Here is an 11935-nt window from a genome sequence, read left to right as displayed (position 1 = left end):
CGCGGCCCGCGCCGTATCGTGGTGCGGATGGCCACGTTCAGCGAGCACCTGCGGGGCAGGTCCGACGACGATCTCGTGCGCCTGCTGCTGCGGCGGCCCGACCTCGCGCACCCGTCGCCCGCGACCCTGGCCTCGCTGGCCGCGCGCGCGACGAGCCGGCCGAGCCTCGAGCGCGCGCTCGCGGGCGTGGACGCCGCGGTGCTGCAGGCCGTGGAGTCCGTCGTCGTGCTGCTGGACCGCGCCGACCCCGGCGCCGGTGTGCGGGCCCGCGACGTCGTGGCGGCCGTCGGCGGCGACCGGGCGACCGCCCCGTCGGTGCGCGAGGCCCTGCGCGACGCGACCGACCTCGCGCTGCTGCACCCCGTGGGGGGGCGCACCGCGGACCCGCTGCTGCGTCCGGCGCCCGGCGTCGCCGAGCTGCTCGGCCCCGGGGCGGCCGGGCGCGCCGCCGCGCGCGGGGACGACCCGGACGAGGCTGCCGTGCGGGAGGCGCTCGCGTCCGCGCCCGCCGCCGGCCGGACGGTGCTCGACGCCCTCGTCTGGGGGCCGCCGGTGGGCGTCCGCCCGTCCGCCGGACCGGCCGCCGACGCCGTGGCCGAGCTGCTGCGGCTCGGGCTGCTCGTGCGCGCGGACGACCGGCACGTCCTGCTGCCCCGGTCCGTCGCCCTCGTGCTGCGCGACGGCCGGACGCACCGCGCACCGGCCACGCCGCCCGGTGACGCGGACCTCCCGCACCGCGACGCCGCCCTGGTCGAGGCCGAGCACGCCGCGGCGGCCGAGCGGGTCGTGCGCCTGGTCGCGGGGCTCGTCCGGCTGTGGGAGCAGGCACCCCCGCCGGTGCTGCGGGCCGGCGGCCTGGGGGTCCGGGACCTGCGGCGCACGGCCGCGGCGCTCGAGGTCACCGAGCCGGAGGCGGCGTTCGTCGTCGAGCTCGCGGGCGCCGGCGGCCTGGTGCGCGACGACGGCGAGGAGTCGCCGCACTGGGTCCCGACGACCGCCGCCGACGAGTGGCTCGCCCGGGACCTCCCCGGCCGATGGGCCCGGCTGGCGGCGTGGTGGGCGGCGACCACGCGCACGCCCGCGCTGGTCGGCACCCGCGACGACCGCGGCGGGGTGCGCGCGGCGCTCGGCCCGGACGGCGCCCGGCCGTGGGCGCCGCGCCTGCGCCGGCAGGTGCTCGACGTGCTGGAGGACGCGGCGCCGGGCGCCGCCCCCGGGCCGGAGCAGGTGCGGGCCGTCCTCGCGTGGCGCACGCCCCGGGCCCAGCCCCCGACGGACGCCGTCGGGGCCGTGCTGCGCGAGGCCGGCTGGCTCGGGGTGCTCGGCGCGGGCGCGCTGCCCGCCGCCGGCCGCGCGCTGCGGGACGAGGACCCGCTGCCCGGTCTGGCGCGCGGGCTGGACGCCGCCCTGCCGCCCGCGGTCGACGACCTGCTGCTGCAGGCCGACCTCACGGGCATCGTCCCGGGGCGCCCGAGCGCCGCCCTGGAGGCGCTGGTCGACGCGTGCGCCCGTGTCGAGTCCCGCGGCGGCGCCGTCACCGTGCGGTTCACGCCGGAGTCGGTCCGCTCGGCCCTCGACGCGGGCCGCTCCGCGGACGACCTGCTCGGGGCGCTCGCCACGCACGCCCGGGGCCGGGTCCCGCAGCCGCTGGAGTACCTGGTCCGCGACGCCGCCCGGCGGCACGGGCGGCTGCGCGCCGGCGCCGCCTCGTCGTACGTCCGGGCCGAGGACCCCGCCCTGCTCGCGGGCCTCGCCGAGGACCCGCGCCACGCCGCGCTGGGCCTCGTGCGGCTCGCGCCCACCGTGCTCGCCGCCCAGGCGCCTGTGCACGAGCTGCTCGCGGCCCTGCGCGCGCACGGTCTCGCCCCGGTGGCGGAGACGCCCGACGGGCAGGTGCTGCACGCGGCGCCGACCGTCCGCCGGGTCACCGCCGGCCGGACGCGCGCCGACGAGCCGGCACGCGGCGGGGTGCCGCAGGCCGAGCGGGCGGCGGCCCTGGTCGGCCTGCTGCGCCGCGCGGGGTCGGAGCCCCGCGCCGCGGCGCGCCCCGGGACGACACCCGGGGCGGGTCCGGCAGCGTCCGCGACCGCCGGCACCGGTGCCGGCGGCCCGGGCCGCGCGGGGGGAACAGCCGACGTCGCCGAGGCGTTGGGGCTGCTGCGCGAGGCGGCCGCCGGGCACACCGAGGTGTGGCTGGACGTGGTCGGCTCGCGCGGCGCCCTGGAGCGGCGGCGCGTGCGTCCCGTCCGGGTGGACGGCGGCCGCGTGCGCGTCGTCGACACGACCCGGGACGCCGAGATCGTCGTCGCCGCGCACCGCGTGGCCGCGGTCACCCCGGTCGCCGTGCCCGACGTCGACGACCACGCCCCCGACCCGTGGAGGACGGACACCGCATGACCGACGGACCCCTGATCGTCCAGAGCGACAAGACCCTCCTGCTCGAGGTCGACCACGACCAGGCGGAGGCCTGCCGCCGCGCGATCGCCCCGTTCGCCGAGCTGGAGCGCGCGCCCGAGCACGTGCACACCTACCGGCTGACGCCGCTGGGCCTGTGGAACGCCCGGGCCGCCGGACACGACGCCGAGCAGGTCGTCGACACCCTGCTCGAGTACTCCCGCTACCCGGTGCCGCACGCCCTGCTGGTCGACGTCGCCGAGACGATGTCCCGGTACGGGCGGCTGCAGCTCGTGGCGCACCCGGTGCACGGCCTGGTGCTGCACGCGCTGGACGCCGCCGTGCTGGCGGAGGTGCTGCGGTCCAGGCGCACCGCAGGCCTGGTCGGCGAGCGGGTCGACGAGACCGACGTCGTCGTGCACGCCTCCGAGCGCGGCACGCTCAAGCAGGCGCTGCTCAAGCTCGGCTGGCCGGCGGAGGACCTCGCGGGCTACGTCGACGGCGAGGCGCACCCCATCGACCTCGACACCTCGGGGGAATCCGACCCCGCGGCTGACGGCACGCCGCGCCCGTGGCAGCTGCGGCCCTACCAGGCCGAGGCGGCGGACGGGTTCTGGCACGGCGGCTCCGGCGTCGTCGTGCTGCCCTGCGGCGCCGGCAAGACGCTGGTCGGCGCCGCGGCGATGGCCCGCTCGAAGACCACGACGCTGATCCTCGTCACCAACACCGTCTCCGCGCGGCAGTGGCGGGACGAGCTGATCCGGCGCACGTCGCTGACCCCGGACGAGATCGGCGAGTACTCGGGCTCCCGCAAGGAGATCCGGCCCGTCACGATCGCGACGTACCAGGTGCTCACGCTCAGGCGGAAGGGCGTCTACCCGCACCTCGAGCTGCTCGACGCCCGCGACTGGGGCCTCATCGTCTACGACGAGGTCCACCTGCTGCCGGCGCCGATCTTCCGGATGACGGCCGACCTCCAGGCGCGGCGGCGCCTCGGGCTCACCGCGACGCTGGTGCGCGAGGACGGCCGCGAGGACGAGGTGTTCAGCCTCATCGGCCCCAAGCGGTACGACGCGCCGTGGAAGGACATCGAGGCGCAGGGCTACATCGCGCCGGCCGACTGCGTCGAGGTGCGCCTCACCCTGCCCGACCGGGACCGCATGCTCTACGCGACGGCCGAGCCGGAGGACAAGTACCGCCTCGCCGCCAGCGCCCCGGGCAAGACGCAGGTCGTCAAGCAGCTCGTGGCCCGGCACGCCGGGGAGCCGCTGCTGGTCATCGGCCAGTACATCGACCAGCTCGAGGAGCTCGCCGACGACATCGGCGCGCCCGTGATCACCGGCTCGACCACCGTGAACGAGCGGCAGCGGCTGTTCGACGCGTTCCGGGCCGGTGAGATCACGACGCTCGTGGTGTCGAAGGTGGCGAACTTCTCGATCGACCTGCCGGAGGCGTCCGTGGCGATCCAGGTGTCCGGCTCGTTCGGTTCCCGCCAGGAGGAGGCGCAGCGGCTCGGCCGGCTGCTGCGGCCGAAGGGCGACGGCCGCACGGCGCACTTCTACGCGGTCGTCGCCCGGGACACGGTCGACCAGGACTTCGCGGCGCACCGCCAGCGGTTCCTCGCGGAGCAGGGCTACGCCTACCGCATCGTCGACGCGGAGGACCTCGAGCAGCCGGCCTGACGTCCCCCGCGCACGCGCGCTCCCAGCGCGCACCCCGCGCACCCCTCGCGCACCCCGCGCACCCTGCGCACCCCGCGCACCCCGCGCACCCCGCGCACCCCGCGCACCCAGCCTCCGTGCGCTCACCGAGAGTCCAGGACACGCCGGCACATCGGCCGCGCCCCCGGGCGTGTCCTGGACTCTCGGCGCGCGGGTACCCGGACGGATCGGGAGCGGACCGGGAGCGCGGGAGCTGTCGCGGGGACGGGCGCGGGCGCGGGCGCGGGAACCCCGGCGCGTGTTCCTCCGTTGCGACGGGTGCACGCCCTGAGAAAGGATCGTCGGGTGCCGTCGTCGTCCCGTGGCTGGTCCGCCGCCCTCCCGCTCGTCCCCGTGCTGCTCGCGGCACCGCTGCTGGTGGGGGCCGCGCCGGCGGCGACCGCCCCGCTGACCCCGGCGGTGGCCGCCGCGTCCACGCCCGCGGGGCCGGTGCTGCCGGCGACCGACCCGCTGCCGCTCGCCGGGGAGATCACCGACGAGGCCGGCGTCCTCGGCGGCGACGAGGCCACGGTGCAGGCCGCGCTGGACGAGCTCGCGGAGGCCACCCCGTACCAGCTGTACGTCGTGTACGTCGACGACTTCGGCAACCTCGACCGGGAGGACTGGGTCCAGCAGACGGCGCAGCAGACCGGCCTGGGCTCGCAGGACATGGTGCTGGCCGTCGCCGTCGACCAGCGCTCGTACGTGCTGGCGCCGGAGTCGGTGGACGGGCTGTCGGGCAGCGCGCTCGACCGCGTGGCCACGGACGTCGAGGACCGGCTGCGCCAGGACGACTGGTCGGGCGCGGCCGTGACCGCCGCCGACGGCATCCGCGAGGCCGCGACCGGGGGCGGCGGCGGATCGGCGCTGGGCTGGCTGTTCGTGGGCGGGCTCGTGGTGATCGCGGTGCTCACCGCGGTCGGCTGGGCGAGCGCCCGCCGCCGCTCCCGCGTCACGACGCCCGCCGGCGCCGGGGGTGCCCAGGTGCCGGGCCGCCCCGCCGACCCGTACGCCGAGCTGCCGACCGCGGAGCTCGACCGCCGCTCGTCGTCGGCGCTCGTGGGCGCGGACGACGCCCTGCGGTCCTCCGAGCAGGAGCTCGGCTTCGCCCAGGCGCAGTTCGGCCCGGACGCGACCCGCGAGTTCGAGCAGGTCCTGGCCCAGGCGAAGACCCAGGTCACCGAGGCGTTCCGGCTCCGCCAGACGCTCGACGACGACGTCCCCGACACCGAGCCGCAGGTGCGGCAGACGGCCGGGCGCATCCTGGCGATCGTCGACCAGGTCTCGGACGCGCTCGACGCGCAGAAGGAGGCGTTCGACCGCCTGCGGGACGTGGAGTCGCGCGCGGGCGAGGCGCTGGACGCGCACGAGCGCGTCGCCGCCGCCCTGCGCGCCCGCGTCGAGGCCGCGCGCGGCACGCTCGGCACGCTCGCCGCGACCTACCCCGCCGCCTCGCTCGCCTCCGTGACCGGCAACCCCGACCAGGCGCTGCGGCTGCTCGACGAGGTGGGCTCCGCGGTCGCGCAGGGCCGTCAGGCCGTCGCCGCGGGCGACCGCGGCATCGCGGTGCGGTACGCCCGGGCGGCGGAGGAGGCGCTCGGCCAGGTCACCACGCTGCTCGACGCCGTCGACCGCGCGGGCACCGACCTGGCCACCATCGGGGCCCGGCTGGACGCCGCGATCGCCTCCATCGGCTCGGACCTCGACGACGCCGCGCGGCTCGCGCCCCGGCACCCCGAGGTGTCCGCCCGCGCGGACGCCGCCCGGGCTGCGATCGCCACCGCGCGCACCGCCCGGGACGGGCAGGGCGACCCGCTGGCGGCGCTCGCGACCATCACGGACGCCGAGGCGGCGATCGACCGGGCGCTCGCGCCGATGCGCGAGGCGCAGGACCGCGCGGCGCGCGCCCGGCAGATCCTCGAGCAGACGCTCGGCCGCGTCGACTCCGCCCTGCGCGGCACCACCGACTACGTGGAGACCCGCCGCGGCGCCGTCGGCCCGGAGGCCCGCACCCGCCTCGCGGAGGCCCACCGGTTGTTCCGCGCCGCGGTCGACCAGCGGGAGGCGGACCCGGAGCAGGGCCTGGTCGCCGCGCAGCAGGCCGAGCGGCTCGTCCGCGAGGCGCAGTCGCTCGCCCAGCGCGACGTCGACTGGTACGACGACCAGCGCCGGGGCGGCCCGCGCGGCGGGGGCGGCGGCGGGCTCGGCGACATCGGCGGGATGGTGCTCGGCGGCATCATCATCGACTCGATCCTGCGCGGCGGGGGCGGCGGCTGGGGCGGCGGCGGCGCGCACGGCGGCGGAGGCGGGTTCGGCGGCGGCGGCCACGGGGGCGGGTTCGGCGGCGGCGGCTTCGGCGGTGGTGGCCGGGGCGGCGGGTTCTGATCATGTTCGGCAGGCGCAAGAATCGAGAGAGGCACCAGGCGATGACCGAGAAGCAGAGCATCTTCGGGCGGATCACCCAGCTCGCGCGGGCGAACATCAACGCCCTGATCGACCAGGCCGAGGACCCGCAGAAGATGCTGGACCAGCTGGTCCGGGACTACACGAACTCGATCGCGGAGGCCGAGAAGGCGATCGCGCAGACGATCGGCAACCTGCGCCTGGCGGAGCAGGACTACAACGAGGACGTCGCCGCCGCCCGAGAGTGGGGCGCGAAGGCCCTGGCCGCGTCGTCGCGCGCCGACCAGTACCGCCAGGCGGGCGACGCGGCGAACGCCGACAAGTTCGACAACCTGGCCAAGGTCGCACTGGGCAAGCAGATCACCGCCGAGGGCGAGGTCCGTGACTCCGAGCCGCTCATCGCGTCGCAGCGCGAGACGGTCGAGAAGCTCAAGTCCGGCCTGGCGCAGATGAAGGACAAGTTGGGCCAGCTCAAGCAGCGCCGGGACACCCTGGTCGCCCGGCAGAAGTCGGCCCAGGCGCAGCAGACCGTGCAGACGGCGATCTCGTCGATCAACGTGCTCGACCCGACGAGCGAGCTCGCCCGCTTCGAGGAGAAGGTGCGCCGCGAGGAGGCCCTCGCGATGGGCCAGGCGGAGATCGCGGCGTCGTCGCTCGACGCGCAGTTCGCCGAGCTCGAGGCCTCGGGCGAGGAGATCGAGATCGAGGCCCGCCTCGCCGCCCTGAAGTCCGGCGGGCAGCCGCAGCAGCTCGGGACGACGCCGGTCACGCCGCAGATCGAGGCCTGACCCGGGTCCGACCCCGGACGCTGACGGCCCGGTCGCCCCGCGAGGGGCGGCCGGGCCGTGGTGCGTGCGGCGTCAGGCGGCGGCGGGCTGCGACGCCCTGGCCACGACGAGCCCCGCGAACGCCTCCGCGATGCGCGGGCCGTCCACGAGCACGCGGTCGTCGGCGGCCGACACGGCGGCGTCGATCGCCGCGACGTCCGCGTCACCCGCCAGCTCCGCCCAGCGGTGCATCGTGGCGGGCGAGGCCTCCGGGTGGAACTGGAGCCCCCACGCCCGCTCGCCGACACGGAACGCCTGGTACGGGTAGGTGCGGGACGCCGCGAGCCACGTCGCACCGCGGGGCAGGTCGACGATGGCGTCGCCGTGCATGGTCGGCATCGGCGTGCTCCGCCGGGCCTCGGTGGCCAGTGCCCCCAGCAGGGGGTCCGCCGCCGCCTCCGGGCGCCAGCGCACGTCCACCACGCCGGCTTCGCGCCCCGGGGGGGCGTCGACGTGCACGCGGCCGCCCGTGGCCACCGCGAGCAGCTGCGCGCCGAGGCAGATGCCGAGCACGGGCACGCCCGTGGCCACCGCGTCGGCCAGCAGCGCGCGGGTGGCCGCCACCGCCGGGTCGTCGTCGTACGCGTTCGCCTCCCCGCCGAGCACCAGCAGGCCGTCGCGCACGCCGGACGGGCCCTCGCCCGCGTACGCGCGCACGAGGTGCACCTGCACCCCGGGCAGCGCGTCGGCGAACCGGTCGAGCGGCGCGGTCTCGTCGAGCTGGACGACGGTGAGGACGGGGGTCGTGGGGGAGTCGGCACTCACGAGGCAGCACGGTACCGCGCCGCGGTCACGACCAGCGCGCTCCCAGGAAGCGTCCAGGGACCGGGCGCACACTGGGGCGGTGACCGCCGCACCGCACACCCCCGAGGCACGGCTCCTCGTCGTGGACGACGAGCCCAACATCCGCGAACTGCTCGCCACCTCCCTGCGCTTCGCGGGGTTCGAGGTGCACGCCGCCGCCGACGGCGGCACCGCGCTGCGCCTCGCCAAGCAGGTGCAGCCCGACCTGCTGGTGCTCGACGTGATGCTGCCGGACATGGACGGCTTCACCGTGACCCGGCGCCTGCGGGAGAAGGGCCAGCACGTCCCCGTCGTGTTCCTCACCGCGCGCGACGACACCGCCGACAAGATCACCGGGCTCACCGTCGGCGGCGACGACTACGTGACCAAGCCGTTCAGCCTCGAGGAGGTCGTGGCCCGCATCCGCGCCGTGCTGCGCCGCACCGCCGTCGGCGAGGTGGTCGCCGCGAGCGTGCTGAGCTACGAGGACCTGGAGCTCGACGAGGACAGCCACGAGGTCCGCCGCGCCGGCCAGGTCGTCGACCTGTCCCCCACCGAGTTCAAGCTGCTGCGCTACCTGCTGCTCAACCCGGGGCGCGTGCTGTCGAAGGCGCAGATCCTCGACCACGTCTGGCAGTACGACTGGGGCGGCGACGCGAACATCGTGGAGTCGTACATCTCGTACCTGCGCCGCAAGGTCGACCAGGTGACGCTCCCCGACGGCACCAAGGTCGCCCCCCTGATCCAGACGAAGCGCGGCGTGGGGTACATGCTGCGCAAGCCGAGCGGGTCGTGACGGCCGCGCCCGAGCAGGACCGCGCCGAACGGGACCATCCGGTCCGGCCCGGTGGGCCTCGACCCGGCGAGCCGGGGCCCGCCGCACCCGCGCCGGCCGCGACCGACCGGCTGGTGGCGCCGCTGCGCGCCGCCTGGGCACGCACCCCCCTGCTCGCGCGCCTCGTCGGGATCACGACCGTGCTGCTCGCGACCGGGCTCGGGATCGCCGGCGCGGTGACGACCACGCTCCTGTCGGACTACCTGGTCAAGCAGGTCGACACCAAGCTCGACGCCAACAACCGCCTGTACGGCCGCCAGATCGCGCAGATCTACCAGCAGTACGGCACGCTCTCGGTGCTGGACGACGAGACCGGTTGGGGCGCGATCGACTACGCGCTGCGCGCCGAGATCTTCGGGGAGGCCGGCGACCTCACACCGACGGAGGACACCCGCGAGGACTTCGGCACGCCCCGGCTGCCGTCCGTGGACACCACCCGACTGCCCAGCGCGACCACGTTCTTCACGGTCGGCAGCGACCCGCGCGGATCGTCGTGGCGGGTCGCGCTGTCGCCGATCACCGCCTCCGGCGCGGAGGGGACGACGGTCGTCGGGTACGTGATGCTCGCGCAGCCGCTCGGCGAGGTGCAGGACATCGTCCGCCGCGCCGCCCTGCTGCTGTGGTCGAGCGCCCTGTCGATCCTCGTCATCGGCGTCGTCGTCGGCGGCTGGGCGGTGCGGCGGTCGCTGCGCGGGTTGCGGGAGATCGAGGCCACCGCCGCGCGCATCGCCGCCGGGGACCTGTCCGAGCGCGTGCCGCCCGCTCCGGAGTCCACCGAGGTCGGCCGGCTGGGCGCCGCGCTCAACACGATGCTCAGCCAGATCGAGGCGGCGTTCGACGACCGGACCCGCTCGGAGGAGCGGATGCGCCGGTTCGTGGCGGACGCCTCGCACGAGCTGCGGACCCCGCTCGCGGCGATCCGCGGGTACGGCGAGCTGTACCGGATGGGCGCGCTCACCGAGAAGGACCAGGTCGACGACACCATGCGGCGCATCGAGCAGTCGGCCACCCGCATGGGCGGGCTGGTCGAGGACCTGCTCGCCCTGGCACGGCTGGACGCGAACCGCCCCGGACGCACCGACCCGGTCGACCTCGCCGTCCTCGCGACCGACGCCGCCCACGACCTGCGCGCGCTCGACCCCGCCCGGGAGGTGCGCGTCGGGTCGCTCGACGGCGCCACCGGCGGGTCCTCGGTCGTGGTCGGCGACGAGCCCCGGCTGCGGCAGGTGCTCGCCAACCTCGTCGGCAACGTCGCGCGCCACACCCCGGCAGGCTCACCGGCGGAGCTGTCGGTCGGGCGCCTCGGGGACCGGGTCGTCGTGGAGGTGCGCGACCACGGCCCCGGCATCGCCCCGGAGCACTCCCACCGGGTGTTCGAGCGGTTCTACCGGGTCGACGCCTCGCGCACCCGCGAGGGCAACGGCACCGGTGGCGGCGCGGGGCTCGGCATGGCGATCGTCGCGGCGATCGTCGCGGCGCACGACGGTGAGGTGGCGATCACCGCCACGCCGGGGGGCGGGGCGACCGTCCGGGTGGCCCTCCCGGTGGGCGAGCCCGGCCGCTCGCACGTGGCGGAGGATCACCCGGGCGGCTGAGCGGGCGCCCGTGCGCGACCGTCCGGGCTTGGGGCTACGATGGCGCGTCCGAGCAGGGTCGTCTGGTGCAGTGAGGCTTGTCCATGGGCGTCTACGACGCGCCACAGTGGCTGTTGTCCGCGTTCGTCCGCAGCGCGCAGGGTGCGGGGGCGACCGCACCGCCGGAGCAGGTCCGTGAGGTCGGGGCGGACCTCGTCGGACGCTGGACCGGCCCCGGGCGGACGTACCACAACCTGCGGCACCTGACCGACGTGCTCGCCCGCGTCGACGAGCTCGCCGAGGAGACCCACGAGCCCGACCTGGTCCGGTTGGCGGCCTGGTACCACGGCGCGGTCTTCGACGCGGCGCACGTCGCGGCGTACGCCAACCGCGGCGGGGAGGACGAGGTCGCCTCGGGTGTCCTCGCCCGCGAGCAGCTCACCGGGCTCGGCGTCCCCGCCGAGCGGGTCGAGCGCGTCCACCAGCTGGTGACCGCCCTGGTGCGGCACAGCGCCGACCCCGCGGACTTCGACTGCGCCGTGCTCTGCGACGCCGACCTCGCGATGCTGGCCGCGGAGCCGCAGCGCTACAAGGCGTACCTGCACGACGTGCGCGAGGAGTACGCCGACATCCCCATGGCGGACTACATCCGCGCCCGGCAGCGCATCGTCCGCAAGCTGCTCGCCCGGCCCAGCCTGTTCGTCAGCCCCCTGGGCGCCGCGTGGGAGGAGCCCGCCCGGCAGAACCTGGGCGCGGAGCTGCACAAGCTCGACAAGGTGCTCACCGAGCTCGAGGACGGCTCCGACGGGACGGCGGCCGGCACCGCCGGTCCGGACCCGGCCGCGCCGGCCGACTCGACGCCTGCCGACCGGCACCCGGTGCGGCCGAGGGCGTGACGGTCCTCGTCGACCCGCCGCTCTGGCCGCGGCACGGCCGCACCTGGTCGCACCTCGTGAGCGACACGTCCCTGGACGAGCTGCACGCGTTCGCCGCCCGCGCCGGCCTGCCCCGGCGCGCGTTCGACCTCGACCACTACGACGTGCCCGACGACCGGCACCCCGCCCTCGTGGCGCTGGGCGCCGAGCCGGTCTCCGCCGGCGAGCTGATCCGCCGCCTGCGCGCGTCGGGCCTGCGCGTCCCCGCCCGCGACCGCCGCCCGACCTGACCGACCCACCCCGCACCCGCCCCCGCCCGCACCCGCCCCACCCCACCCCGCGAGTTCGGCACTCCGCGTGCGAGTTCGGCACCTCCAGCTGCCGAACTCGACTGGGACTGCCGAACTCGCCGGACGGGCCTGGGCGGGGCTGGGCGGGGCCGGGCGGGGCCGGGCGGGGCCGGGCGGGGCCGGGCGGGGCCGGGCGGGGCCGGTGGACACACGACGGGCCGGCCACCCCCGGAGGGGTGACCGGCCCGTCGTGT

At 77.1% G+C, this 11935-nt stretch carries 9 protein-coding genes; 8 read left to right on the top strand and 1 reads right to left on the bottom strand.

The features are described 5' to 3' along the window. Nucleotides 1–27: 27 nt before the first annotated feature. The 4 genes from K5O09_RS02635 (at nucleotide 28) to K5O09_RS02620 (ending at nucleotide 7285) form a co-directional block, all read left to right on the top strand. Nucleotides 28–2397: a helicase-associated domain-containing protein gene (locus K5O09_RS02635; protein ID WP_222171322.1), complete on the top strand. Its 2370-nt coding sequence runs from the start codon at nucleotides 28–30 to the stop codon at nucleotides 2395–2397. Then, nucleotides 2394–4076, top strand: coding sequence for a DNA repair helicase XPB (locus tag K5O09_RS02630; RefSeq protein WP_222171321.1), 1683 nt, complete (start codon nucleotides 2394–2396; stop codon nucleotides 4074–4076). Before K5O09_RS02635 ends, K5O09_RS02630 begins: the two co-directional genes overlap by 4 nt. Nucleotides 4077–4400: 324 nt before the next feature. Beyond that, nucleotides 4401–6479 carry a TPM domain-containing protein gene (locus tag K5O09_RS02625; protein ID WP_222171320.1) on the top strand — a complete coding sequence of 693 codons (2079 nt, stop codon included), beginning with the start codon at nucleotides 4401–4403 and terminating at the stop codon, nucleotides 6477–6479. Between the two features lie 41 nt (nucleotides 6480–6520). Continuing rightward, nucleotides 6521–7285, top strand: a complete 765-nt coding sequence (locus tag K5O09_RS02620; RefSeq protein ID WP_222171319.1) for a PspA/IM30 family protein — start codon at nucleotides 6521–6523, stop codon at nucleotides 7283–7285. A gap of 72 nt (nucleotides 7286–7357) precedes the next feature. Here K5O09_RS02620 and K5O09_RS02615 read toward each other — a convergent pair whose 3' ends face one another. Next, nucleotides 7358–8089: a type 1 glutamine amidotransferase gene (locus K5O09_RS02615; protein WP_255596016.1), complete on the bottom strand. Its 732-nt coding sequence runs from the start codon at nucleotides 8087–8089 to the stop codon at nucleotides 7358–7360. A gap of 79 nt (nucleotides 8090–8168) precedes the next feature. Here K5O09_RS02615 and K5O09_RS02610 point away from each other — a divergent pair, with 79 nt between their 5' ends. The 4 genes from K5O09_RS02610 to K5O09_RS02595 all read left to right on the top strand — a co-directional run bounded on the left by K5O09_RS02610 (nucleotide 8169) and on the right by K5O09_RS02595 (nucleotide 11681). Then, the gene (locus tag K5O09_RS02610) at nucleotides 8169–8903 is read left to right on the top strand and encodes a response regulator transcription factor (RefSeq protein WP_222171317.1); all 735 of its coding nucleotides are present in this window, start codon (nucleotides 8169–8171) and stop codon (nucleotides 8901–8903) included. After that, a complete protein-coding gene (locus K5O09_RS02605; protein WP_255596015.1) occupies nucleotides 8900–10537 on the top strand; it encodes a cell wall metabolism sensor histidine kinase WalK in 1638 nt (545 codons plus the stop codon). Before K5O09_RS02610 ends, K5O09_RS02605 begins: the two co-directional genes overlap by 4 nt. 113 nt (nucleotides 10538–10650) lie before the next feature. Further along, the gene (locus K5O09_RS02600) at nucleotides 10651–11412 is read left to right on the top strand and encodes a hypothetical protein (protein ID WP_370635512.1); all 762 of its coding nucleotides are present in this window, start codon (nucleotides 10651–10653) and stop codon (nucleotides 11410–11412) included. Then, a complete protein-coding gene (locus tag K5O09_RS02595) occupies nucleotides 11409–11681 on the top strand; it encodes a DUF4031 domain-containing protein (protein WP_222171315.1) in 273 nt (90 codons plus the stop codon). Before K5O09_RS02600 ends, K5O09_RS02595 begins: the two co-directional genes overlap by 4 nt. Nucleotides 11682–11935 lie beyond the last annotated feature (254 nt).

It is taken from the genome of Cellulomonas sp. C5510 (assembly GCF_019797765.1).
Taxonomy (GTDB): Bacteria; Actinomycetota; Actinomycetes; order Actinomycetales; family Cellulomonadaceae; genus Cellulomonas.
This window is presented reverse-complemented; position numbering and strand designations above follow the sequence as displayed.